Below are 23,397 nucleotides of genomic sequence, written 5' to 3'. Positions count from 1 at the left end.
ACATTTACCACCTTGACCGACCCCATCGGCGCACCCCGATCGTTCTGCGGCGAAACTTGACGCATTACCGGATTCGCGCCAAACGAACACCCGGCTGTGGCGATCGACGGCGATTCGAGGCATCCTCGTCAGTCGCAACACCGACCTGGGGAGGTCTCTTGATACGGCTGTCGCATACCCGAAAGGCCTTCGCGATCAGCATCGCCCTGATCATGACAGGACTCGTCGGCCAGGCGACCGCGGCGACGACGACCGCTCAGCCGGCGCCCAGCGCCGCGCCGTCGAGCCCGGCGCCGACCCCATCGGCAACCCCGGTGGAGACGCCGGCCACTCCGGCGCCGAAACCGTCGAAGACCACCCCCACGAGCGTCCCGATCGTCAAGCCGAAGGGTAAGACTGGGCCCGCCGGCAGCCTGATGACGACGGGTTCCAAGGCGGTCGCGCTCACCTTCGACGACGGCCCCGACCCGGACCTCACTCCGAAACTGCTGAAGCTCCTCGCGAAGGAGAAGGTCAAGGCCACCTTCTGCCTGGTCGGCACCCAGGCGCGCCGCCACCCCGATCTGGTGCGCGCGATCGCCAAGGGCGGCCACAGCTTCTGCAACCACTCGTGGAACCACGATCTGAAACTCGGCAAGCGCTCACACCAGGCCATCCGCGCCGACCTGGAGCGCACCAACGCGGCCATCCGCGCCGCCGTCCCGGACGCCAAGATCCGCTACATGCGCGCGCCCGGCGGCAACTTCACCCCGGCCCTGGTCAAGATCTCGGCCGAGATGGGCATGCACTCGATCTACTGGAAGGTCGACCCGCGCGACTGGGACCAGCCCGAGACCGAGTCCCACAACGCCCACCGCGACAAGATCATCCGCTCGGTGAAGAAGCACACCCACGCCGGCGCGATCGTCCTCTCCCACGACTACGCGCAGCCGGCCACCATCGAGGCCTACCGGGTCCTGATCCCCTACCTCCGCAAGCGCTACCAGCTGGTCGCCCTGGTCTGACCCATGCGGTACGGCCAGCCCGCCACCAACCGCACTCGTCGCCGCCCCGTGGCTCCCCCGCGACGTCCGCACGCCCAAGACCGAAACGCGTCCGCCGGGCTGATCCGCAGGTCACCGTGAGCCGTCGCCCACCGCGGTAAAGGCCCCCCCAAAACCGACGTGAGCGACGGCTCACGGTCTCCGGCACGCCCGGCAGACCGCCAGCCGTCGCTGACCGCGGTTATGGCGGGCGCATTCCCGACGTCAGCGACGGCTGGCGGTCTTGCGGTGCGGGGACGCCTCCGCCCGAAAGGCGCGCTGGCGGGCCGGAGGGGTCACGGACGTCGCGGGGTAGCCCGGGAACGGGCTGAGTGCGGTTGGGGCGAAGTGGCCGTACCGCTGCGGGGGTCTTTCAGTGTGAGGGCGGGATCACCCGGAGATGACCGCGGCGGCCGGTCTGGTGGCCCGGGGTGTGTTCGGTGTCGTCCGGGCGTGGCGGGACCGGACGGGCGGCCTCACGGACGGCGTCGGCCAGGGCGACCAGGTCGTCGGTGGTGGGGGGCGGAGGCGCGAAGTCACCGTCGTGGCGCACGAGTTCCCAGCCTCGGGGGGCGGTGAGGCTGCGGGCGTGCGTCTCGCACAGGTCGTACGTGTGGGGTTCGGCGAACGCCGCGAGGGGGCCCACGACGGCCGTGGAATCGCCGTAGACGTAGGTCAGGGTGGCGACCGCCTGTCGGGGACAGCCGTTCCGGGAGCAGCGCCGTGGTGACCTCACGGCGGCAACTTATCTCCCCGTTCGCGATTCTGGGTCGTGTTGCCTCGCGACACGCCGACCCGGGCGCATCACGATTCGGCGATGGTCGTTGTAAACGCCGACCCGATGGGGCGAATTAACGGCGCGGACACACGATGCGAACGGGCTGACCACGCACCTCGCCCGAGTGGGGATACGCTGGCCGCGTGACCACCAGCCCCGAACGCCGCCGGACGGACGGCAAGGCGACGCGCAGCACCGGTCCGGGCCACCCCACACGGCGGGACAGGCACGGCCGAGGCCTGCGTGGCCGTCTGGTGCCGGCCACCGTGCCGCTGGCCCGCACGAAGGCGGAGATCTTCGACGACCTGGTGCTGGACACCGTGGAGAGCCTTGAGCGGCGATACGCCAAGGAGCTCGCCGGCGTGGAGTTCGCGGTCGAGGACGTGCCACCGGAGCTGAACGTCTACGACTCGGACGTGCTCGAGGACGGCGAGGTGCCCCTGGCCCGGCTGCTGCCGGGTCGTCCGGGGCGGCACGAGCTGCCGCCGCGGATCGTGCTCTACCGGCGCCCGCTGGAGTTCCGGGCGATGGATCGGGAAGACCTCGCCGACCTCGTCCACGATGTGATCATCGAGCAGGTTGCCAACCTGCTCGGGGTGGATCCCGACGAGTTGGCTTAGGCCACCCGGCGCTTCAACTTGCGACGTTCACGTTCGGACAGTCCACCCCAGATCCCGAAACGTTCGTCGTGACCGAGCGCGTACTCCAGGCACTCGGCTTTCACATCACAGCGGCCGCAGATGCGCTTCGCCTCGCGCGTCGAGCCGCCCTTCTCAGGGAAGAAAGCCTCGGGATCGGTCTGTGAACACAGCGCCCGCTCCTGCCACTCGGGCGCGTCCCCGAGCAGGTCTACCCCTTCAACCTGCGTCGCTTCCATCGGCGTGCCTCCAAATTCCGCGCCGGCACGAAGCCCAGCGCTGACCCCCCACGCACGCGGCGTGTTTTTGTGGGTACGACGCCTTTGTGCCACATCGTCCCCACAACCCCACCAAAATTACACGCGTGTAAGACGTGCGTCGTCAAGCCGAACCTGCTAAATGGGCCCGTTTCCGCACCACTGGGGAGCGGATGACAGGCCTGTTTCAGCCCTATCGCTCCAAGCCGCCGGAAGGTAACGCGAAGCCGGGCCCTCGCGTCCAATTTAACCCGATTTGTGACCTTGAGGCAGCGGGTCCGGGTCAGTTGTCCCCCTAGCGCCGTCCGTACACCGTGGTGCGTTCCACCGCGGGACGGCCCGCAGCCGCCGCCAGCTCCTTCAACTCCGCGACTGTCCGAGCTGAACCGTGCTCCGACCCGGCCATCCTCGAGATCGTCTCCTCCATGAGAGTGCCCCCCAGGTCATTACAACCGCCGTTGAGCATCACGCGGGTACCCTCGTCGCCGAGTTTCACCCAGGAGCACTGGATATTGTCGATCCGGCCGTGCAGCAGCACCCGGGCCATCGCGTGCACGACCCGGTTCTCCCTCCAGGTCGGACCCGGACGGGCGATGCCGGCCAGGTAGATCGGTGCGTTCGTGTGGATGAACGGCAGCGCCACGAACTCGGTGAACCCGCCCGTGACGTCCTGGATGCCGGCCAGCACCCGGAAGTGGCCGAGCCACTGGCGCGGGTGGTCGACGTGGCCGTACATCATGGTCGAACTGGACCGGATGCCCACCTGGTGCGCGGTCGTCACCACGTCCACCCAGGTCGAGGTGGGCAGCTTGCCCTTGGTCAGCACCCAGCGCACGTCGTCGTCGAGGATCTCCGCCGCGGTGCCCGGGATGGTGCCGAGACCCGCCTCCTTCAGACCGGTCAGCCACTCCCGCAGCGACACCCCGGCCTTCGCCGAGGCGGTGACGATCTCCATCGGGGAGTACGCGTGCACGTGCATCCCGGGAACCCGCTGCTTGACCGCGCGAACCAGGTCGGCATACGCGGTGACCGGCATCTTGGGGTCGATGCCGCCCTGCATGCACACCTCGGACGCGCCGTCGCGCCACGCCTCCTCGGCCCGGTCGGCGACCTGCTCCACCGACAGGCGGTAGGCGTCGGCGTCCTTCTCGCGCTGGGCGAACGCGCAGAACCGGCAGCCGACGTAACAGACGTTCGAGAAGTTGATGTTGCGGTTCACCACGTACGTGATGTCGTCGCCGTTTACCTGTTTCCGCAGGTCGTCGGCGATCCGGGCGAGCTCGTCGAGGGCCGGGCCGTCGGCGTTGAACAGCGCCATCGCCTTGTCCTCGTGCTGCTCCAGGAGCAGGGCGGCCGGGTCTTCCGAGGCCAGCTTGAGCGCCGCCACCACGTCGGTGGGCATGCTTGCCGGGGCGCTCCGGACGTGCGCGGCGACCTCGTCCCAGTCGCCGTAGACGTGGTCGAAGTCGGAACGCCGGTCCTCGGTACGGCCCTCCTCGTCGATGCTCTTGAAGAGGTCGACGCGGCCGCCGCCGAAGCTCTCGTCCGGCTCTTGCCATGGCAGTCCGGCCGGTTTTGTCCCGGTTTTCGCCAGCCCATCGTCTTGCGCAAGCGCCGTGACGTGGGCCTTCAGGCGCGGGTCGAGCCAGCCCTCGTCACCCCGGCGGACATACTCGGGGTAGATGGTGAGGCGCTCCTGGAGAATAAATCCGAACTTTTCCGTTTTTTCGGCGAGCAGGTCGATCTGCGGCCACGGACGCTCCGGATTCACGTGATCGGGTGTCACCGGGGAGACCCCGCCCCAGTCGTCGATCCCGGCCCGCAGCAGCAGTGCGAACTCGTCGTCGATCAGGTTCGGCGGGGCCTGGATCCGTGCCCGCGGGCCCATGATGATCCGCGCCACCGCCACCGTGGCCGCCAGCTCACGCAGCTCCGCGTCGGGCATCCCACGCATCGCCGTGTCCGGCTTGGCGCGGAAATTCTGCACGATCACCTCTTGGATGTGCCCGAACTCCCGGGCCGCCCGCCGGATCGCGAACAGCGAGTCGACCCGCTCGGTCAGGTTCTCCCCGATGCCGATCAGGATGCCGGTGGTGAACGGCACCCCGACCCGGCCGGCGTCGTCGAGCACCCGCAGCCGGACCGCGGGCTCCTTGTCCGGCGAACCGTAGTGCGGCCCGCCCTTCTCCGACCACAGCCGGGTGGCAGTGGTCTCCAGCATCATGCCCATGCTCGGCGCCACCGGCTTGAGCCGCTGGAGCTCGGCCCAGCTCATCACACCCGGGTTGAGGTGCGGGAGCAGGCCGGTCTCCTCCAGCACGGCGATGGCGCAGGCCCGCACATAGTCGAGGGTGGAGTCATACCCCCGCTCGTCGAGCCACTGCCGGGCCGCCGGCCAGCGCTCCTCCGGCCGGTCACCGAGGGTGAACAGCGCCTCCTTGCAGCCCTGCGCGGCGCCCTGCCGGGCGATCTCCAGGACCTCGTCACGCTCCAGGAACGGCGCCGGCAGCTTGTGCGGCACGGTGGCGAACGTGCAGTAGTGGCACCGGTCCCGGCAGAGCCGGGTCAAGGGAATGAAAACCTTGCGGGAGTACGTGACGACGCCCGGCCGCCCAGCCTCGCGCAGGCCGGCGTCCCGGATGCCACCGGCGATCGCCAGCAGCTCGTCGAACTGAACGTCGCGGGCCGTGAGCAGCGCCACAGCCTCATCGACGTCGATCGCTTTACCGTCGGCGGCGCGGCGCAGTGCGCGGCGGATGCTCGCCTCGGTCGGTACGGGTTCCACGTTGACCTCTACCACGCAAAGCAGCCTAGGCCGGAATCGTTTCGCCTGCCGCTATGGTCACGGGCCCGGAACGTGTCGTGAAACACCATCCGGGCCCGAATCGGTCGTTCATCGGCCGCTGACCTGCCACGGATCCGCCGCTGATCCATCGCCGTGGCGGGGCCTGGGCGGCCGGGCGCTATTGCCGTGGCGGGTCCTGGGCGGCCGGGCCGAAGCCGGGGCGCTCGTCCGGGAGGACCTCGGTGCGGTCGGATGCGGGCGGGGCCGACGGGACCGGCGGAACCCGCGGCGGCACCGGCTGGGTGGGCTCGGCATACGGCGGCGGGGGCGGAGGCGGAGGCGGGGCCCACCCGGGCTGCGGCTGCGGGACCGACGGGTACTGCCCGTAGGGCGCCGCGCCCGCGTTGAACGGCTGGGTGGCCACCGGCGGCTGCACCGGGGCGCCCGGCGGCACCGGGCCCGGGAACGAGGCGGGCGGCTGCGGAGCGCCCGGACCCGGGAACGAGGCAGGCGGCTGCGGGGCGCCGTACTGCTGCTGGCCGTACCCGGGCGGCGGGCCGTACTGGTAGGGCTGCCCGTAGACGCCCGGCTGCGGCTTGACCCTCGGGTAGTACCCGAGCCAGATCTGCAGGACCGCGTAACCGGCCAGGCCGAGCACGCCGAGCCACGCGACCCGCTCCAGCAGCGCGCTGAACGCGGCCAGGGCGTCGTCGGCGGCGATCCCGCTCACCCCGAAGAGAAGTCCGAAGACCACCCCGAAGAAGGACGCCACCGCGTACTCCCCGAGAGCCGCCATGGTGATCAGCCGCGCCTTCGGGTGCACCGGCTTGACACCGAGCGACAGCAGCACGGCGGCGAGCGGGAAGAAGACCGTCGCCACGTTCACGAACGAGCCGAAGCTGTACCGCGCGCTCAGCGAGAAGTCGTCCCCGAGCAGGCTGAGCAGGGCCACGAACAGGAACACCGCCGGCGCCCCGATCAGGGCGTAGACGGCCAGGTCGCGCAGGGGTCGCAGATATTGCCCGATGTTCTTCTCGGCGGCCGGATCCGGCTGTTGTGGTGTCGTCACAGTTGCTCCCGGTGCGGTTGATCGAGGTCGGCACAGAGTAAACCGATACCCGCCACCGGAGGGGACGGCGCGGGTGCGGGAGGATGGGGTCATGCGGATCGTGGTCCTGACCGGGGGCATCGGCGGTGCCCGTTTCCTGATCGGCGTGCGAGCTCACGCCCGAGCCATCGGCGCGGAGGTGACGGCGGTCGTCAATGTCGGCGACGACGTGCGCATGCACGGCCTCCAGATCTGTCCCGACCTGGACTCGGTCATGTACACGCTGGGCGGCGCCGCCGACCCCGAGCGCGGCTGGGGCCGGGTCGGCGAGACCTGGGTGGTCAAGGAGGAGCTGGCGAAATACGGGGTCGAGCCGTCCTGGTTCGGTCTCGGCGACAAGGACACCGCCACCCATCTGGTACGCACCACCATGCTCAACGCCGGTTACCCGCTCTCCGCGGTCACCGCCGCCCTCTGTGAGCGCTGGCAGCCCGGCATCACCATGCTCCCGGCCACCGACGACCGGCTGGAGACGCACGTGGTGGTGGACGTCGACGGCGAGCGGAAGGCGATCCACTTCCAGGAGTGGTGGGTCCGCCACCGGGGCGCCGTGCCGACGCACAACTTCGTCTTCCGGGGCGCCGACGCCGCGAAACCGGGCGCCGGTGTGCTCGACGCGATCTCGGCGGCCGACGTGATCCTCGTCGCCCCGAGCAATCCGGTGGTCAGCATCGCCCCGATCCTGGCCGTGCCCGCCCTCAAGGAAGCGGTGGCCGGCGGATCGGCGCCGGTGGTGGGTGTGTCGCCGATCATCGGGGGCTCCCCGGTCCGCGGGATGGCCGACAAGTGCCTGACCACGCTCGGGGTCGAGGTCAGCGCGGCGGGTGTCGGCCGGATGTACGGCCCACGCGCCGACGGCGGCCTGCTGGACGGCTGGCTGGTCGACACCTCGGACGAGGGCGCCCAGGTGCCCGGTGTGCGGACCAGGGCGGTGCCGCTGTGGATGCGCGACGAGGACGCCACCGCCCAGATGGTCGCCGACGCGCTGGAGCTGGCCCGATGACCGGCGGCACACCTGATGACGGCCTCCAGGTCCTTCCGGTCCGCGGGATCGGTGACGTGGTCGCCGGTGACGACCTGGCGCACCTGATCGTGACCGCCGCGCCGTGGATCGCCGACGGTGACGTCCTCGTCGTCACCAGCAAGATCGTGTCCAAGGCGGAGGGCCGCCTGGTCGAGGTTCCGGCCGACGGCCCGGAGCGCGAGGAGGCCCGGCAGCGGGTGCTCGACGGCGAGACCGCCCGGGTGGTGGCCCGCCGTGGCCCGACCTCGATCGTGCAGACCCACCACGGTTTCGTGATGGCGGCGGCCGGCATCGACGCGTCGAACGTGGACAAGACCCACCTGGTGCTCCTTCCCCAGGATCCGGACGCGTCGGCCCGCCGGTTGCGTGCCGATCTACTCGCCCGCGGGCTCGACGTGGTGATCGTGGTCTCCGACACGATGGGCCGGGCGTGGCGCAACGGCCTGACCGACGTGGCCCTCGGCGCGGCCGGGATCGAGGCGCTGCTCGACCATCGGGGGCAGGTCGATCCCTACGGCAACGAGCTGTCGCTGACCCAGATGGCCGTGGTGGACGAGCTGGCGGCCGCGGCCGAGCTGGTCAAGGGCAAGTGCGACCGGGTGCCGGTGGCCGTGGTCCGGGGCTATCCGCGGTCCGGCGAGGGTTCCGGGGCGGCCGTGCTGATCCGTGACGCGGAGAGCGACATGTTCAGCCTGGGCACCGCGGAGGCCCACGCCGAGGGCCTCCGGGCCGCCGCCGCTCTCCCCGACGTCCCGCTCGCCAGCGCCGCACCCACAACCCCGCACCCCGGCGTCGCACCCGTTGCGCCGCAGGCCGGCACCGCACCCACAACCCCGCACCCCGGCGTCGCACCCGTTGCGCCGCAGGCCGGCGTCGCACCCGTTGCGCCGCAGGCCGGCGTGCCGGCCGTTGCCGGTCCGTCGCCCGCTGCCGGCGCGCGGGTGGTCGATCCGGCTGCTGTCGCGCGTGCTCTCCGGGCGGTTGACGGGCTGCGCCAGTCGCAGGTCCGGCTGGCGGACGGCATCCGCCTCACGCCGGCCCAGGACGGGGCCGCCGCGCTGATCCGCACCGGAGCGGACGCACATCGCCTACGGGCCGCCCTGGCTGCCGAGGGCGTCGAGACCACCGCCGTCATCGACGACGAGGGCGTCACCCTGACCTACCGAGCGCCGACCGCCGGAGTGCGGATCCCCGGCGACGGAGCCGAGACCGCCGGAGCACCCGAATGAGCGCCCTCTACGAAAACGCCGTCGACGTGCTGAGCACCTGGGCCGCCACCTCCGAGAACGCCGAGGGGGCCCGTAAGCGCACGCTGGACCTGCTGGCCGACGGTCCGGTCGCGATGACCCGCGCCCACCGGCTCGGGCACGTCACGGCCAGTGCCCTGATCGTCGGCGACGACCGCCGGATCCTGCTCTGCCTGCACGGCCGGCTCGGCCTGTGGATGCAGCTCGGCGGGCACTGCGAGGAGGCCGACGCGACGCTGGCGGCGGCCGCTTTCCGGGAGGCCACCGAGGAGTCCGGCATCCCCGGCCTGATCCTCGACCCGACACCGATCGACATCGACATCCACGAGGTCAGGTGCGGAGCGCGGGACGGCGCCCCGGCCGAGCCGTCGGTGCACTACGACGTGCGGTTCCTGCTCCGGGCCCCGGCCGGCAGCGTGGAACGGATCAGCGAGGAGTCATCGGACCTGCGCTGGTTCACCCCGGACGCGCTGCCGTCCCCGCTGGCCTCGGGAACGACCCAGCAGATAGCTCCAGCGCTGTCCCGCTTCCGCTGACTCCGGCCGATCTGGATAGAAAACAAAGCCCGACCCGTCCGAAGCTGCAGGTGACTGTGGCCATGACGCGAGGCTCGCCCGATCTCGCGGGGCGTAAGGGCGCCATGACGCCTGCCCACAGCAGTTTCCCCCACCCCGGGCAAGCGCGAAGCGCCCCGGAAGACTTGTGGAGTTCCGGCACGCCTGTCCCGCCCTCGAGTTTCGCCATTTCGGGGATCGTTCGGGTGGCGGCATACCGGCGTCCGTCGTCGCAGGCCTTGGTCGTCGGCCTTCCGCTGGACGCGGTCGGCGGCGCTCGGCCCGGCCCGGTCGCCGGCGCCCGGTCGCCAGACGCGGTCGCCGGTATTCGGCCGGCACGCGACGACCAGCGCACACGATGCGGCAACGTGCGACTTCACCCTCGCCGGGACGACAACAGGCGCACACGGACGGCACAACGTGTGCGCCCGTCCCCGTCAGAGCGAAGCAAGCGCACACGATCGGCGAACGTGTACGCTGACCACCGCTGGGCCCAGGCAAACGTGTGCCCTAACCACCGCTGCGTCCAGGCAACGTGTGCGCTGACCACCGCTGGGCCCAGGCAACGTGTGCCCTAACCACCGCTGCGTCCAGGCAACGTGTGCGCTGACCATCGCTGCGCCAGGCAAACGTGTGCGCTGACCACCGCTGCGGCCGGCGGACCTGCCCTCGGCAGTCCGTTCCCGGCATCGCCTCTGGACGGCCGTCCAGAGGCCGCAGGACCTCGCGGTGATCTTGCGGAGTTCGTTGGGGATGGCGCTGATCAGGGCGAATGCAAGATTCACTTCGGCTTCGGCCTTGACCTGCAATGTCGCTTCACAAACGGCGAAACTCGAGTGTCCCGCCGAACTCCACAAGATCGCCGCACGATGGGCCGCGAGGGTGGTGCTAGATGTAGCCGTGCTGGCCTAGCTCCTTCAGGTGGTCCACCAGCTGCTTGACCTCCTGGGCACGCTCACGCGGGCAAACCAGGACGGCGTCGGGCGTGTCGACGATGACCAGGTCACGCACGCCCATCGCGGCGACCAGACGACCGGACGACGGGACCACGACCAGGCCCTCGGTCTCGCGCAGCAGCACGGTCGGCCGTTCCTCGCCGGTGTCGTGGCCGACGACCACGTTGCCGGCCTGGTCTGCGGTGAGCACCTCGCCCAGGGTGTGGAAGTCGCCGACATCGTTCCACCCGAAGTCGCCGGGGACGGTGCCGACCCGGCCGACCGCGGCCGCGCCCTCCATCACCGCGTAGTCGACGGAGATCTTCGGCAGCGTCGGCCAGACGTCACCCATGACCTCCTCCTGGTCGGCGGTGCCCCATGCCGAGGCGATCCGGCTGACCCCGGCGGCGAGCTGCGGCTGCTGGCGGTGCAACTCGGCCAGGAAGGCGTCGACCCGCCAGACGAACATGCCGGCGTTCCACAGGTAGTTGCCGGACTTCACGTAGCTCTCGGCCACGTCGTAGGACGGCTTCTCCTTGAACTCCTCGACCTTCAGCAGCGGCCCGTCACCGACCGAGGCGCCGCACTGGAGGTAGCCGTACCCCGTCTCGGGTCTTGTCGGGGTGATGCCGAGCGTCATCAGCAGGCCCTGGCTCGCGCCGGTCATCGCCTGGCGGATGACCGCGGCGAACGCCTCCTTGTCGGCGATCAGGTGATCGGACGCGAAGGAGCCCATGATCGCCTCCGGGTCACGCCTGGCGATCACCGCGGCGGCCAGGGCGATCGCCGCGCACGAGTCGCGCGGCGACGGCTCGACGAGCACGTTCTCCTCGGGCATCGCCGCGAGCTGGCGGGAGACCGCGGCCGCGTGGGCCACACCGGTCACCACGAAGACCCGATCGGGGGACGCGAGTGTGTCCAGCCGGTCCACGGTGGCCTGGAGGAGGGAGGCCTCGGTGCCGGTCAACGGGTGCAGGAACTTGGGATGACCGGCGCGGGACAGTGGCCAGAGACGGGTTCCGGTGCCCCCGGCAAGAACCACTCCGTACAACACGGCCTGTTCGTCGCTCATGCGCGGAAAGTTTAGTAGATGATCAAGATGCAACCCGATTCCACGTTGTTACATGTACCTCCGCGCTGGACGACCAGGTGAACTCTTTCGCCCGATCGAAGCCGGCCTTGGCCAGTGTGCGGCGGCGGTCCTCGTCGTGGAGCAGGTCAGCGAGGTCCTCGGCGATCCGCTCGGGGGTCTCGGTCGTGTATGCGACAGCGTCGCCGCCGACCTCGGGCAGGGACAGCCGCGGCGTGGTGAGCACGGGAGTGCCGCAGGCCATCGCCTCCAGGATTGGCAGGCCGAAACCCTCACCGAAGGACGGGTAGCAGGCGACCAGGGCGCCGCCGAGGAAGCCGGGCAGGTCCGCATACCGCAGATAGCCTGGTCGCAGCAGCCGCAGGTGGGGTGGGACCTCGGCCACCGCACGGTCGATGTCGTCGTCGTGACCCTGGCCGCCGGCGATCACCAGGGCCGGCGGGTGCGGCCAGTCGGCGACCGCACGGGCCCAGCCGCGGATCAGGTTGGGCACGTTCTTGCGGGGCTCCTTGGCGCCGAGGAACGCCACATAGCCGGAGTCGCCCAGGCCGAGCCGGGCCCGGACCCGTGCCTTCTCGTCCTCGGCGGGGGCGTGGAAGGCCGAGTGGTCGACGCCGTGGTACGCCACGTCGATCTTGGTCGGGTCGGCGTCGAGGAGCCGGATCAGCTCGTCGCGGGTCGCCTTGCTGGGCACGATCACCCGGGCCGCCCGGCGCAGCGACGTCTTGATGGCGCTGCGGAAGAAGGTCCGCTTCGTGTTGTCGTAGTGCTCCGGCTCGGTGAAGAAGGTCGCGTCGTGCACGGTGACTGTGACCGGGCATCCCACCCGAAGCGGGCAGGTGTAGAACGGCGAGTGCAGCACATCCGCCCCGACCTGCTGGGCGAGCAGCGGCAACCCGGTCTGCTCCCAGGCCAGCCGGGCCGGCCGGTGCACGATCGCCGCCGGGCCGGGGATCACCTCGGCACTGGGAAGCATGCGGCGGTAACGCTCCGCATCCGACCGTTGGGACACGACGGCTAGCTCGACGCGGCCGGGGCTCTCCTGCCCCAGGGCTCCGAGAAGCCCGTCGACGTATCTGCCGACACCACCTCGGTCAGCGGGGACGCTTGTGGCGTCGACGAGCACTCGCGGGGGGCGACCGGGGGTCACGAGGCATCTCCTTGGCAGCTCTGACGTACCGATGCGGTGGTTCTGCCATACCTGTACGGCAGTGGGACCACCGACGGTTCGAGGGTACGCCGGGAAGGCTTCGCGGAGGTGTCCCCGACACTGCCGATCGTTGCGGTCCTTCCAAGGCCATTACTGTCCGTGATCCGCCTACGCTGTGAAGCGATGAACACGACGATCCCGCAGGTTTTCGCGAAGGCGGTCGGCCGCGACCCCGCCGCCCCGCTGCTGACCTGGTATGACGATGCCACAGGTGACCGGACCGAGCTGTCCGGGACAACCCTGGACAACTGGGTGGCGAAAACCGCGAACCTGCTGGTCGACGGGGTCGGCCTGGGGCACGGCGACACCGTGGCCCTGGTGCTGCCGCCGCACTGGCAGACCGCGGCGCTGCTGCTCGGGGTGTCGGCCGCCGGGCTGGCCGCCGATCTGGGCGGCGACCCGCAGCCGGTGGAGGCGCTCTTCACCACACCTGAGCTGGTGGAGAAGGCGGCCGGCTGGGCCACCCTGGACCGGTATGCGACCGGGCTGCTCCCGCTGGCCATGCCGCTGCGCACCCCGCCCGAGGGCTATGCCGACTACGTCACCGAGGTCCGCAACTACGGCGACCACTTCCGCGGCGAGCCGGTCGGGGCCGCCGACCGGGCGCTGTCCGGTTATGTCGAGCTGAGCCACCAGGACGTCGTCGAGGCGGCCGCCGAGCGCGCCGCCGAGCTGGGCATCAGGGCCGGCGCCCGGGTGCTGATCGACACTGCCTTCTACCCGGACGCGAACGACTGGCTGCTGGCCCCGCTCGTGGCCGGCGCCTCGGTCGTGCTCTGCGCCAACCTGGACACGTCGAAGACCGAGGCACGGGCGGCCACCGAGAAGGTCACGCTGACGCTGATCTGACCCGCTCCTGGTAAAGGAGAGCGAACGCGTTGAGGGATTCCGGGTTGGCCAGGGCGCCCTTGGCCGCCGCCGACTCGACGGGAGTGCCGGTGAGGATCCGCTTCACCGGCACCTCCAGTTTCTTGCCGGACAGGGTGCGCGGCACTGCCCGTACCGGATAGGCGGCGTCGGGCACGTGGCGGGGCGAGAGCGACCCGCGAAGCTCTCTGGCGATGCGCGCGCGCAGCGCGTCGTCGAGTTCGGCGCCCTCGGTGAGAACCACGAAGAGCAACAGCTCGCCGTTGGGATCGTCCGGTTTGTCGAGATGTACGACGAGCGAGTCGGCGACCTCGGGCAGCCCCTCGACCACCGAGTAGAACTCGGCCGTGCCGAGCCGCACACCGCCCCGGTTGAGGGTGGCGTCCGAGCGGCCGGTGATCACGCAACTGCCGTCATGACCGATCGTGATCCAGTCGCCGTGCCGCCAGACGCCGGGGAAGACGTCGAAGTAGGCCTCCCGGTAACGGGCGCCGTCGTGGTCGTTCCAGAAGCCGACCGGCATGCTCGGCATCGGCGCGGTGATCACGAGTTCGCCCAGTTCACCGACGACCGGCTGACCGACCGGGTCGTACGCCTCGACTCGCGCACCCAGGACCCGGCAGGTGATCACCCCGGCCCGGACCGGCAGCAGCGGCACTCCCCCGACGAACCCGGTGCACACGTCGGTGCCGCCGGACAGCGAGACCAGCTGCACGTCGGGGCTGACCGCGTCGTACACCCAGGCCCAGCCCTCGGGCGGCAGCGGCGCGCCGGTCGAGCCGAGGCCGCGGAGGGGTTTGCCGGGTTTGAGGCCGGCCTTGCGGCAGGCCAGCAGGAACGGCGCCGACGTGCCGAAATAGGTGATGCCCGCGGTGTCGACGAGATCCCACAGCGTGTCCAGCGACGGCCAGCCCGGGTTGCCGTCGAAGAGCACGATCGCCGCGCCCACGGCCGGCCCGCTGACCAGGTAGTTCCACATCATCCAGCCGGTGGTGGTGAACCAGAAGAACCTGTCGCCGGGCCCCAGGTCGTGGTGCAGCGCCAGGATCTTCAGGTGCTCCAGCAGGATGCCGCCGTGACCGTGAACGATCGGTTTCGGCAGGCCCGTGGTGCCGGAGCTGTAGAGCACGTAGAGCGGTTGGTCGAACGGCACCGGCTCGAACTCGAGCGGATCGTCGCCGGCCAGGGAATCCCAGTCGCCACCCTCGTTGAGGTAACCGATGGTGATCACGTGCTCGATCGACGGGATCGCCTCCCGGATCGCCGCGATCTCGGCGCGCCGGTCGATGTCCTTGTCGCCGTACCGGTAACCGTCGGTGGCGACCAGCACCTTCGGCTCGATCTGGATCCACCTGTCGATCACGCTGCGTGCGCCGAACTCGGGCGCGCACGACGAGAAGACCGCGCCGAGGCTCGCCGAGGCGAGCATCAGCACGTAGGTTTCCGGGATGTTCGGCGCATAGGCGGCAATCCGGTCACCCTTGCCGACCCCGCGGGCTTTCAGCCCGGCACGGACCCGCCGGACCTCTTCCCGAAGGCTGCGGGCGGTCAGAACGACAGGTTCACGACTTTGGCTGTACGCGTGAACGACCGTCTCGTCGTCCGCGATGCCCGGCATCCGCAACACGTTCTCGGCGTAGTTGAGCGTGGCGCCGGGGAACCAGCGCGCCCCCGGCATGCCCGCCTGCTCCAGCACGGCGGTCGGCAGCGTGTGCGACACCACCCCCGACCAGTCCCAGATGGACTGCCAGAAGGCCGGCAGATCGGTGACCGACCACTGCCACAGGGCCGCGTAGTCGGCGAAGATCAGGCCCCGCTCCGACTCCAGCCAGGCGAGATAGTGCCCGATCCGGGAGGTCTGCCGGATGTCCGCCGGCGGCTCCCAGAGGACTGTGCCCGGCGTCACCACACCTGTCGTCATCACCACACCTTAACGGTGGGTCAGCCGGCCGCCGTGTGATGTTCCGCTCGGGCCTTCTGGATCGCGGCGCGCCTGGACAACCGGTGGTCACGGCGGATCATCGCCTCGGTGAACCGGCGCTTGTCCTCGTCCCCGTCGGGCAGCACCGGGGGCACCCGGCGCGGGTTGCCGGCCGCGTCCACGGCCACGAACACCAGGTACGCGGTGGCCACCGGCAGCGGCTCCGGGCCGACCTCGTCCCAGCGCTCGGCGGCCAGCTTCACACCCACCTCCATCGAGGTGCTGCCGGTCCAGTTGATCTGCGCGTACGCGTGCACCAGGTCGCCCACCCGGACCGGCTCCAGGAAGACGATCTCGTCGATCGCCGCGGTGACCGCGGTGCCGCCACTGTGCCGGGCCGCGGCGGCGCCGGCCACGTCGTCCACGAATTTCATCAGCACACCGCCGTGCACGGTGCCGTAGAGGTTCACGTCGACCGCGGTCATGATCCGGCTCAGAGTGACCCGGGACAGGGCGGTCGGCCGGCCGGGATGCTGTTCTTCCATAGCCGGTACGGTAGTTCTTGCCGGTGCCGGGTACCGTGCCGGATCATGCGTCACCTCAGGTCGATCTTCTACGCACTCGTGCTGGCCCCGTGCATCTGGGTGCTGCTAGCCGTCGGCTTCACCGACGACCTGAGCAGTCGCGGCCGGGACTTCTTCGCCGCCGAGTCGGTCAGCGGGCTCCTCCTGCTGATCTTCGCCGGCATCCTCTTCTCGATCCTCGCCGCCGGCCCGGTGTCCCCCGCCGGCCCGGTTCTCGCCGGCGTGCTCTACCTGGGCGTGACCATCTGGGCGTTCAATTCCCCGGAGGCGTACGCGGCGCTGTGGTCCCCGGACGTCTCCAAGGAGGGCTTCGACCTGAGCCGCCCCGGCAACGGCCTGGCCGCGGTGCTGTCGATCCCGCTGATCCTGACCGCATTGAGCGCCCGCCGCTGGGCCCGCTACGAACCGCCGGTGCTCCCGATCATCGGTGAGATCGGCCGGTTCCGGGGCGCGGCGAAGGTGATCGGCACCCCGGTCGCCGCCGAGCAGACGACCGTCATCCGCACCGGCGTCCCGGCCGACCCGACGGTCGCGATCAACCGCCCGCCGGCGGACCAGACCGTCGCGTTCAACGGCGTGCCACGTGCCGACCGCACCGAGGTGGTCGCCAACAACGACCGCACGGTCTTCGTGACCCAGCCGCAGTCCCCGGCCGCCCCGCCCGTCCCGCCCGCCCCTCGGCCCGCCGAGCCGGAGCCGACCACGGTCCTGCCGGTCGGCTCCAACGAGCCGACAGTGGTCCGCGGCGCCGCCCTCACCCCGGCCGACGAGCCGACCGTCGTCAGCGGCCTGGGCCTGGCCGCCACTCCGGCAACCGCCTCGGCCGCCGCCGCCGTCAAGCCCGCCGCAGCCACGGCCGCAGTGAAGCCCGCCGCCACCGCGTCGGCCGCCGTACCCAGCGCCTCCGCCACAGTCAAGCCTGCCGCCACCGCCTCGGCCACAGTCAAGCCCGCCGCCCCGGCCGCGCCAGCCGCCGCAGGCACCACAAGCGCCACGGCCGCTGCCAAGCCCGCGACGGCTTCCGCCTCGGTCGTGCCCGCGCAGCCCAAGCCCGCCGCCACACCGGCCTCGGCCTCGGCGTCGGTCCCGGCCGCGCCCACCAGCGGGTCGCCCTCGGTTGCCGCCAAGCCCGTGAGCGGATCGGCGTCCGTCGCGGCCACACCCGCAAGCGGTTCAGCCTCGGTTGCCACGACACCGGCAAGCGGTTCAGCCTCGGTTGCCACGACGCCGGCGAGCGGGTCGGCCTCGGTAGCCAAGCCCACCAGCGGGTCGGCGTCCGTTGCCAAGCCCGCGCCGGCCTCGGCCGCCGCCAAACCCGCCGCCGCTTCAGCAGCCGTCGCCCCCGCCAAGCCCGCCTCAGCAGCCGTCGCCGCGAGCAAGCCCGCCACGCCGGCGAAGCCCGCCACCGCTGCTGTACCGGTCACCGCGACGGCCACAACCACGCCGGCCGAACCCTCAGCGACGCCGGACGAGAAGACCGTCACGATCGGCGGGCCTGCTGACGACCGCACCCAGGCGCTGGCGCCCGACCAGGACAAGACCGCCCCGATGTCACTCCCGGCCGAGGAGGCGACCGCACTGGTCACGCCACCGAGCGACGAGACCGAGCCGCTGAAGCTTCCGACCGACCCGACCGCGGTCATCCCGGCGCAACGCCGCCCACCGGCAATCGAATCCTGACCAGGCGTGGTGACCTACGGCGCATATCGCGCCACAGGTCACCACGCTCCCAGCCGAACCCGGTGTCTCGGGCGTCAGGCCGCTTCGGTTCGGTGGGCGAATCGGGCCGCCAAGGCCGCCGCCAGGCACAACCCGCCGCACATCAACCAGACCACCACGTAGGCGCTCTCGGTGGGCGTGTCACCGCCGGCTCGGACCAGTGCGGCCAGGATCGCCGCGACCACCGCGCCGGCCACCGCGCCGCCGAGGGTCTTGACGTTGTTGTAGAGGGCGGTGGTGATGCCGGTCCGCGACGGTTCGGCGGTTTCCGCGATCACCGTCGGCATCGCACCGAGCGCCACCCCGGCGGCCAGCCCGACCGGCACCTTGAAGAGCAGCAACTGCCACACCTCGTCGTGCAGGAACGCCATGGCCACGAACGTCACCGCGATGGTCAGGAACGCCGCGATCAGGGTGCGCCGGTACCCGAACCGCCCCGCGATCACCGCGGTGAGGCTGGATCCGACGACCGCACCGACGGCGGCCGGCAGTGCCACCAGCGAGATCTGGAGAGCGGTGAACCCGAACCCGTATCCGGCGACGGCCCGGTCGGCGGCGAGAAACGTGGAGTCCGGCGCCTGACTTCCGAAGTAGACGACACCGAAGACGAAGGAACAGAAGAAGAACGGCGATACGGTACGCCCGGCGAGCGCCCGAAGATCGACGAGCGGCTCCGGGGTACGCAGCTCGAGGATCACCCAGCCGCCGAGCCCGACGGCCCCACAGATGAGCAGCCCGATCCCCACCGACGTGCCGATCAGCGAGATCCCGCCGAGCAGCGCGACCATCGACACACTGAGCACGAGAACCCCGGGAAGGTCCAGCTTCCCGGTGGCCAGCGTTTCGCTCTCCGGTACGGCCACGAACGACACCGGCACACAGAGCAGGGCGAGCACCGCCGGCACCAGGAGCGTGAGCCGCGCGTCGCCGATGATCTGGTGCAGCCCGGCGGTGAGCACCGCCCCGAGCAGGGTGCCGAGGGCGAGCGCGCCGACGAGCCGGGCGATGGCCCGGCGGGCGAGGTCGGCCGGAAGCCGGTCCCGGACGAGTGCGATCTCCAGTGGCAGCAGCGCGGCGAGCGGCCCGAGCAGCACCCGCCCGAGCAGCAGGACCGCGAGGTTGGGGGCGACGACGACGAGCAGGCTCCCGGCCGCGACGCAGACGAGCGCGATCCGCAGCATCCGCCGATGGCCGTGGAGGTCGCCGAGCCGCCCGAACGCCGGCACCGAGACCGCGGCGGCCAGCAGTTGCACCGAGATGACCCAGTTGAGGTCCGCATCCGAGATGTTCATCTCGGCGCCCAGGTCGGGCAGCAGCGGTGCGACTCCACCTTGGATGAATCCGCTGGTGATCTCGAAGAGCACGAGCAGCCCGACGACCGCGGACACCCGGCTCCGGTCGAGGACGGCGGTCATCGGGCGACTTCCCGGAGCCGGGCTGCGGCCAGGGAGGCGAGCAGGACCGCTGTTTCTCCCACCGCCCGGTCGTCGAAGACGGCTTGCGGGGAATGGTTCATGGGCGCGGTTCCCGGGTCGGTTCCGGGTGGGACGGCGCCGAGCATCAGGTAGGCCCCGGGCACCTCGTCGAGCACGAAGGAGAAGTCCTCGGAGCCGGCCATCGGCCGGGGTGCCACGAACACCCGCTGTTCCCCGAAGGATTCCCGCGCGACCCGCAGCGCGAAGTCGGCTTCCACCGAATCGTTGGCGGTGACCGGGTAGTTCTCCTGGTAGTCGATGTCGACCCGGACCCCGTGGGCGTCGGCGATCCCGCGCAGGGCGCGTTCGATCCCGGCCCGGACGGCCCGATGGGTGGCGGTGGAGAAACTACGAACCGTCACCTGGAGGGTGCCGCTCTCCGGAATCACGTTGGCCGCCGAGCCGGCGTGGATCGATCCGACAGTGACGACGGCCGGGTCAAAGGCGTCGATGGTACGGGTGACGACGCTCTGCAGAGTGGTGACCATCTCGGCGAGCGCCGGAACCGGGTCGGCCGCCAGGTGCGGGGACGATCCGTGGCCGCCGCGGCCGGTGACGGTCACGGTGACCGTGTCGGAGGCGGCGAGCACGGTGCCGGGCCGGGTGGCGACCAGGCCGAGCGGCAGTGCGGTGGCGGCGACGTGGACGGCGTACGCGGCGACGACCCGTTCCCCGGCGGCGTCCAGCACCCCTTCGTCGATCATCAGCTTGGCGCCGCCCTGTCCTTCCTCGCCGGGCTGGAACATGAACACGACGTCCCCGGCGAGTTCGGCCCGGCGGGCGGCCAGCAGGTGCGCGGCGCCGACGAGTCCGGCCGTGTGGATGTCGTGTCCACAGGCGTGCATCCGGCCGGCGATCTCGGAGGCGTACCCGATCCCGCTCTCCTCCTGCACCGGCAGCGCGTCCATGTCGCCGCGCAGCAGCACCGCCGGGCCGGGCCGTCCGCCGCGCAGCACCGCGGTGACCGAGGTCAGGGACGTCCCGATGCCGACCTCCAGCGGCAGCCCGTCCAGCGCGGCCAGCACCTTGGCCTGGGTGCGGGGCAGGTCCAGGCCGAGCTCGGGTTCGCGGTGCAGCGCGTGGCGCAGACTGATCAGTCGTTCGGCCAGCGGAAGGGCGTCCAGCGAGGAGAACATGGCGGTATGGTCGCCAGAATGATCTCGATCGGGGCCGGATTGCAGGGATCCGCCGATGACCGCCGTTGACGCGCCGGAATCGGTCACGCTCGACGAGCTGGACTATCAGCTGGTGACCGCGTTGCAGCTGGCGCCGCGGGCCGATTGGCAGCGGATCGGCGCTGCTCTCGGAGTAGACGGGTCGACCGTGGCCAGGCGCTGGAACCGGCTGTACCGTTCCGGTCACGCCTGGATCAGCTGCCTGCCGGCCCAGTTGGCCATTCCGTCGGTGGTGATGGCGATCATCGAGGTGGACTGTGTGGCCGGGCGGTTGCCGGAGGTCGCCGCCGATCTGGCCGACGACGTCAACATCGTGACCCTGGAACACGTGACGGGCGCGCGTGACCTGCTGGTCCAGGCCGCGTTCACGGATCACGTACAACTCGGCCGTTATCTCAGCCTGCGGCTGGGGAGGCTGCCCGGGGTGGCGTCGTCGCGGACCCAGATCGCGGTGACCGTGCACACCGAGGGCAGCCGGTGGCGGCTGGACCGGCTGAGTGATCCGGCCCGGCAGGCGCTCACCGGCGACCGGGCGCAGACCTGGTCCGGGCGGGTGTTCACGGACGAGGACATCAGGTTGTTCCAGGCGCTCAGCGAGGATCCACGGCAGCCCGCGGTGCAGCTCGCCGAGAAGACCGCGCTGAGCCCCACGACGGTCCGGCGACGGCTGGACCGACTGGACGCGGAGCGGAGTATCACGTACCGCTGCGAGGTGGCCCGTTATGTCTCCGGCTATCCGATCTCGGTGTCGTTGTGGTGCACGCTGCCGCCCGCCGAGACACAGCGGACGGTCAGCAGGTTGAGTGGAATGCGCGAGACCCGGTTCTGTGCCACCCTGTCCGGCTCGGCGAACCTGCTGGTCGTGGTCTGGTTGCGCGCGGTGCAGGACATCGCGGCGTTCGAGACGCGACTGGCCGTGCAGGTTCCGGAGCTGACCATCACCGACCGAGCGGTGGCGCTGTGGGTGCTGAAACTGGGCGGCCACCTGCTCGATCCGCACGGACGTAACCTCAGGTCCGTACCGCTGGGATTCTGGTCGGACCCCGCGTCCGACGCGGCCGAAGGCGAACTGCTCGCCCGCCTCCGGAAGCGTCGTTGATCTTCAGTTTGTGGGTCTTTAGTTGAGGGTCCACTTCTGGTTGGCGCCGGTGGTGCAGGTCCAGATCTGCAGGCGGGCGCCGTCGGCGGAACTGTTGCCGGTCACGTCGAGGCACTTGCCGGAGTACGTGTTGACCAGGCGCTGCGAGCTGTCCAGCGTCCACTTCTGGGAGGTGCCGGTGTGGCAGTCCCAGAGGTGCGCGACGGTGCCGTCGGCGTTGCTCGGGCCGCTGATGTCGAGGCACTTGCCGAGCGAGCGCAGCGTGCCGTCGCCGGGGCGGCTCCACTGCTGGGCGGTGGTGCCGTTGCAGCCGTACAACTGGATGGCCGTTCCGTTGGCGCTGTTGGCGCCGGCGACGTCGACGCATTTGCCGCCGAGGCCGGTGATGGTCCCGCCAGGTGTCGGGCTTCCGGTTCCGGACCAGGTGAAGGTCGCGGTGGTACGGGCCGGCAGCGTGTAGACGAACGACTGCGAACCCCAGTTGACCCGCACCGACTGGCTGCCGGTGCCGCCGTTGTGGGCGATCAGGGCCTTGCTGCCGTCCGGGTTGCGCCAGGCGACGTTCTGCACCGCGGTGTTGTTGGAGGCGATCCGCACCGCGCCCGGCTTGACGAACTTGGTGAGGTGGCCGGTCGTGTAGTACTCGATGGTGTAGTCGACCTGGCCGGCCCGCGAGCCGCCCTCCTGCACGGTGATCAGGCCGGTGCAGGTGCCGCAGCCGCCGTTGTGCGGGCCCATGCTCTGGTTGAGAGCGAGGCTCCACTTGACGACACTGCTGCTCCAGTTCCGGGTGTAGTTGACGATGTCGGCCATGTCCTCGTTGTGCTGGTTCGAGATCCAGGTGCCGCCGGAGTGCTCGGTGCTGAACTGCTTCACCGCCGGGAACGCGTCGTGGACCTGCGAGCCGACGACCGGGTCACCGAAGTAGCCGTGCCAGGCGATGCCACCGAACAGCGGGTCGTTGCGCACGCCGGCGTCGGCGAGGATGGCCGCCCCGAAGTTGGCGTAGTCGCCGTAGTTCCAGTCGTGGATCAGCACCTTGGTGTTGATGCCGGCCGCGCGGAACGCTGGGTAGACGAAGTTCTTGGTGAACTCGACGAGCCCGGCCGGGTTCCAGCTCATGCCGGGGTAGTTCATCGCGGTCGGGTTCGAGGCCTGGCAGCAGTTCGGCTCGTTCTGCACCGAGATGTAGTTGATCGGCACGCCCGCGGCCTGGTAGCTCTGGATGTACTTGACCAGGTACTGGGCGTAGGTGGGGTAGTGCTCCCACTTGAGCCAGCCCATCTGGTCCATCCGGCCGTTGTCCTTCATCCAGCCGGGCGCGCTCCACGGCACCCCCTTCAGCCGCAGCGCCGGGTTGAGCTGCCGGGCCTGCTGGGTGAGCAGGCGGACGTTGGTGTCGTACCCATTGGTGTTGAAGTCGTTGAGGTCGCAGCAGGTGTCGTCGAGCGAGACGTTGCCGGGCCGCGAGAGGTCGGAGGCGCCGATCGGGTTGCGGACGAACGACAGGCCGATGCCGTCGGTCGGGCTGAACAGCTTCGACATCACCTGGTCGCGGGTCGCGGCGCTGATCGGGCCGCCGCGCAGCAGGTAGGCGGTGGTGTCGGTGATCGACGCGCCGGCGCCCTCGAAGACCTGGTAGGTGGTGCCCTCGTCGACGGTGATGGTCTGGTTGGCGCTGCCGCCGGCCGGGCCGAAGGCGATCGATGCCTGCTGTTGCAGGCCCCGGGTCACGGTCCGGCCGCCACTGTCCGATGTGGTGGTGAGGTAGACGCTGACGGTCTCTCCGGCGGCGTAGGCCGGTGCGCTCAGCGAGGCGGCGCCTATCACGGCCGCCGCGAGCAACGCGGTCTTTCTCATGAGGACTCCTGCTACACGGGGGACAGGTAACAGGAAGGAAACCTTTAAT

Annotated in this window: 20 protein-coding genes; 8 read left to right on the top strand and 12 right to left on the bottom strand. The window is 70.6% G+C overall.

Annotated elements, in window-relative coordinates:
* Nucleotides 1-256: 256 nt before the first annotated feature.
* Complete coding sequence (locus tag AB0E94_RS23365) at nt 257-382, bottom strand: hypothetical protein (protein WP_360329356.1); 126 nt, start codon at nt 380-382, stop codon at nt 257-259.
* A gap of 34 nt (nt 383-416) precedes the next feature.
* Between AB0E94_RS23365 and AB0E94_RS23360 the strand changes: the two genes are divergently transcribed.
* Complete coding sequence (locus tag AB0E94_RS23360; RefSeq protein WP_360329354.1) at nt 417-1,004, top strand: polysaccharide deacetylase family protein; 588 nt, start codon at nt 417-419, stop codon at nt 1,002-1,004.
* A 391-nt stretch (nt 1,005-1,395) separates the two neighbouring features.
* On the opposite strand, the gene AB0E94_RS23355 is transcribed toward AB0E94_RS23360, so the two are convergent.
* A complete protein-coding gene (locus AB0E94_RS23355) occupies nt 1,396-1,758 on the bottom strand; it encodes a DUF3499 domain-containing protein (RefSeq protein ID WP_360329352.1) in 363 nt (120 codons plus the stop codon).
* Nucleotides 1,759-2,054: 296 nt separating this feature from the next.
* Between AB0E94_RS23355 and AB0E94_RS23350 the strand changes: the two genes are divergently transcribed.
* Nucleotides 2,055-2,420 carry a metallopeptidase family protein gene (locus tag AB0E94_RS23350; RefSeq protein ID WP_183223054.1) on the top strand — a complete coding sequence of 122 codons (366 nt, stop codon included), beginning with the start codon at nt 2,055-2,057 and terminating at the stop codon, nt 2,418-2,420.
* On the opposite strand, the gene AB0E94_RS23345 is transcribed toward AB0E94_RS23350, so the two are convergent.
* The 3 genes from AB0E94_RS23345 to AB0E94_RS23335 all read right to left on the bottom strand — a co-directional run bounded on the left by AB0E94_RS23345 (nt 2,417) and on the right by AB0E94_RS23335 (nt 6,549).
* Complete coding sequence (locus AB0E94_RS23345; RefSeq protein WP_093618567.1) at nt 2,417-2,677, bottom strand: WhiB family transcriptional regulator; 261 nt, start codon at nt 2,675-2,677, stop codon at nt 2,417-2,419. The genes AB0E94_RS23350 and AB0E94_RS23345 overlap by 4 nt on opposite strands.
* Nucleotides 2,678-2,990: 313 nt before the next feature.
* On the bottom strand, nt 2,991-5,495 hold the full coding sequence (locus AB0E94_RS23340; RefSeq protein ID WP_360329350.1) for a bifunctional FO biosynthesis protein CofGH: 2,505 nt from the start codon (nt 5,493-5,495) through the stop codon (nt 2,991-2,993).
* A 163-nt stretch (nt 5,496-5,658) separates the two neighbouring features.
* On the bottom strand, nt 5,659-6,549 hold the full coding sequence (locus AB0E94_RS23335; RefSeq protein WP_360329348.1) for a hypothetical protein: 891 nt from the start codon (nt 6,547-6,549) through the stop codon (nt 5,659-5,661).
* Between the two features lie 91 nt (nt 6,550-6,640).
* On the opposite strand from AB0E94_RS23335, the gene cofD reads away from it, so the two are divergent.
* From cofD to AB0E94_RS23320, 3 genes are read left to right on the top strand one after another with little or no spacing between them, the layout of a single operon-like run.
* Entirely contained in the window at nt 6,641-7,591 is a 951-nt protein-coding gene (gene cofD / locus AB0E94_RS23330; protein ID WP_360329346.1) for a 2-phospho-L-lactate transferase, read from the top strand.
* Complete coding sequence (locus tag AB0E94_RS23325; RefSeq protein WP_360329344.1) at nt 7,588-8,841, top strand: coenzyme F420-0:L-glutamate ligase; 1,254 nt, start codon at nt 7,588-7,590, stop codon at nt 8,839-8,841. Before cofD ends, AB0E94_RS23325 begins: the two co-directional genes overlap by 4 nt.
* Nucleotides 8,838-9,395: an NUDIX domain-containing protein gene (locus AB0E94_RS23320; RefSeq protein WP_360329343.1), complete on the top strand. Its 558-nt coding sequence runs from the start codon at nt 8,838-8,840 to the stop codon at nt 9,393-9,395. The genes AB0E94_RS23325 and AB0E94_RS23320 overlap by 4 nt, the downstream gene beginning before the upstream one ends.
* A gap of 906 nt (nt 9,396-10,301) precedes the next feature.
* Here AB0E94_RS23320 and AB0E94_RS23315 read toward each other — a convergent pair.
* The gene (locus AB0E94_RS23315; protein WP_360329393.1) at nt 10,302-11,402 is read right to left on the bottom strand and encodes a sugar phosphate nucleotidyltransferase; all 1,101 of its coding nucleotides are present in this window, start codon (nt 11,400-11,402) and stop codon (nt 10,302-10,304) included.
* Between the two features lie 40 nt (nt 11,403-11,442).
* The gene (locus AB0E94_RS23310) at nt 11,443-12,588 is read right to left on the bottom strand and encodes a glycosyltransferase family 1 protein (protein ID WP_360329341.1); all 1,146 of its coding nucleotides are present in this window, start codon (nt 12,586-12,588) and stop codon (nt 11,443-11,445) included.
* Nucleotides 12,589-12,771: 183 nt separating this feature from the next.
* On the opposite strand from AB0E94_RS23310, the gene AB0E94_RS23305 reads away from it, so the two are divergent.
* On the top strand, nt 12,772-13,497 hold the full coding sequence (locus AB0E94_RS23305) for a TIGR03089 family protein (protein WP_360329339.1): 726 nt from the start codon (nt 12,772-12,774) through the stop codon (nt 13,495-13,497).
* Here AB0E94_RS23305 and AB0E94_RS23300 read toward each other — a convergent pair.
* Nucleotides 13,478-15,436: an acetoacetate--CoA ligase gene (locus tag AB0E94_RS23300; RefSeq protein WP_360329337.1), complete on the bottom strand. Its 1,959-nt coding sequence runs from the start codon at nt 15,434-15,436 to the stop codon at nt 13,478-13,480. The two genes, AB0E94_RS23305 and AB0E94_RS23300, sit on opposite strands and share 20 nt — an antisense overlap.
* A gap of 20 nt (nt 15,437-15,456) precedes the next feature.
* Nucleotides 15,457-15,981 carry an acyl-CoA thioesterase gene (locus tag AB0E94_RS23295; RefSeq protein WP_360329336.1) on the bottom strand — a complete coding sequence of 175 codons (525 nt, stop codon included), beginning with the start codon at nt 15,979-15,981 and terminating at the stop codon, nt 15,457-15,459.
* A 45-nt stretch (nt 15,982-16,026) separates the two neighbouring features.
* On the opposite strand from AB0E94_RS23295, the gene AB0E94_RS23290 reads away from it, so the two are divergent.
* The gene (locus AB0E94_RS23290) at nt 16,027-17,700 is read left to right on the top strand and encodes a hypothetical protein (protein ID WP_360329334.1); all 1,674 of its coding nucleotides are present in this window, start codon (nt 16,027-16,029) and stop codon (nt 17,698-17,700) included.
* 74 nt (nt 17,701-17,774) lie between these two features.
* On the opposite strand, the gene AB0E94_RS23285 is transcribed toward AB0E94_RS23290, so the two are convergent.
* Nucleotides 17,775-19,154 (bottom strand): MFS transporter, encoded by a 1,380-nt coding sequence (locus AB0E94_RS23285; RefSeq protein WP_360329332.1) that lies wholly within the window; start codon nt 19,152-19,154, stop codon nt 17,775-17,777.
* Nucleotides 19,151-20,350, bottom strand: coding sequence for a M20 family metallopeptidase (locus AB0E94_RS23280; protein ID WP_360329330.1), 1,200 nt, complete (start codon nt 20,348-20,350; stop codon nt 19,151-19,153). The genes AB0E94_RS23285 and AB0E94_RS23280 overlap by 4 nt, the downstream gene beginning before the upstream one ends.
* 55 nt (nt 20,351-20,405) lie before the next feature.
* On the opposite strand from AB0E94_RS23280, the gene AB0E94_RS23275 reads away from it, so the two are divergent.
* Nucleotides 20,406-21,488 (top strand): Lrp/AsnC family transcriptional regulator, encoded by a 1,083-nt coding sequence (locus tag AB0E94_RS23275; RefSeq protein ID WP_360329328.1) that lies wholly within the window; start codon nt 20,406-20,408, stop codon nt 21,486-21,488.
* Nucleotides 21,489-21,506: 18 nt separating this feature from the next.
* Here AB0E94_RS23275 and AB0E94_RS23270 read toward each other — a convergent pair whose 3' ends face one another.
* A complete protein-coding gene (locus AB0E94_RS23270; protein WP_360329326.1) occupies nt 21,507-23,348 on the bottom strand; it encodes an RICIN domain-containing protein in 1,842 nt (613 codons plus the stop codon).
* Between the last annotated feature and the right edge of the window lie 49 nt (nt 23,349-23,397).

The organism is Actinoplanes sp. NPDC026670, assembly GCF_040638175.1.
Lineage (GTDB): Bacteria > Actinomycetota > Actinomycetes > Mycobacteriales > Micromonosporaceae > Actinoplanes.
This window is presented reverse-complemented; position numbering and strand designations above follow the sequence as displayed.

What these genes read in the sequence shown, in the direction of transcription:
- AB0E94_RS23275 (WP_360329328.1), top strand. Translation starts at nt 20,406, where the DNA reads ATGACCGCCGTTGACGCGCCGGAATCGGTCACGCTCGACGAGCTGGAC.
- AB0E94_RS23320 (WP_360329343.1), top strand. Translation starts at nt 8,838, where the DNA reads ATGAGCGCCCTCTACGAAAACGCCGTCGACGTGCTGAGCACCTGGGCC.
- AB0E94_RS23345 (WP_093618567.1), bottom strand. Translation starts at nt 2,677, where the DNA reads ATGGAAGCGACGCAGGTTGAAGGGGTAGACCTGCTCGGGGACGCGCCC.
- AB0E94_RS23300 (WP_360329337.1), bottom strand. Translation starts at nt 15,436, where the DNA reads ATGACGACAGGTGTGGTGACGCCGGGCACAGTCCTCTGGGAGCCGCCG.
- AB0E94_RS23295 (WP_360329336.1), bottom strand. Translation starts at nt 15,981, where the DNA reads ATGGAAGAACAGCATCCCGGCCGGCCGACCGCCCTGTCCCGGGTCACT.
- AB0E94_RS23285 (WP_360329332.1), bottom strand. Translation starts at nt 19,154, where the DNA reads ATGACCGCCGTCCTCGACCGGAGCCGGGTGTCCGCGGTCGTCGGGCTG.
- AB0E94_RS23280 (WP_360329330.1), bottom strand. Translation starts at nt 20,350, where the DNA reads ATGTTCTCCTCGCTGGACGCCCTTCCGCTGGCCGAACGACTGATCAGT.
- AB0E94_RS23270 (WP_360329326.1), bottom strand. Translation starts at nt 23,348, where the DNA reads ATGAGAAAGACCGCGTTGCTCGCGGCGGCCGTGATAGGCGCCGCCTCG.
- cofD (WP_360329346.1), top strand. Translation starts at nt 6,641, where the DNA reads ATGCGGATCGTGGTCCTGACCGGGGGCATCGGCGGTGCCCGTTTCCTG.
- AB0E94_RS23290 (WP_360329334.1), top strand. Translation starts at nt 16,027, where the DNA reads ATGCGTCACCTCAGGTCGATCTTCTACGCACTCGTGCTGGCCCCGTGC.
- AB0E94_RS23325 (WP_360329344.1), top strand. Translation starts at nt 7,588, where the DNA reads ATGACCGGCGGCACACCTGATGACGGCCTCCAGGTCCTTCCGGTCCGC.
- AB0E94_RS23305 (WP_360329339.1), top strand. Translation starts at nt 12,772, where the DNA reads ATGAACACGACGATCCCGCAGGTTTTCGCGAAGGCGGTCGGCCGCGAC.
- AB0E94_RS23360 (WP_360329354.1), top strand. Translation starts at nt 417, where the DNA reads ATGACGACGGGTTCCAAGGCGGTCGCGCTCACCTTCGACGACGGCCCC.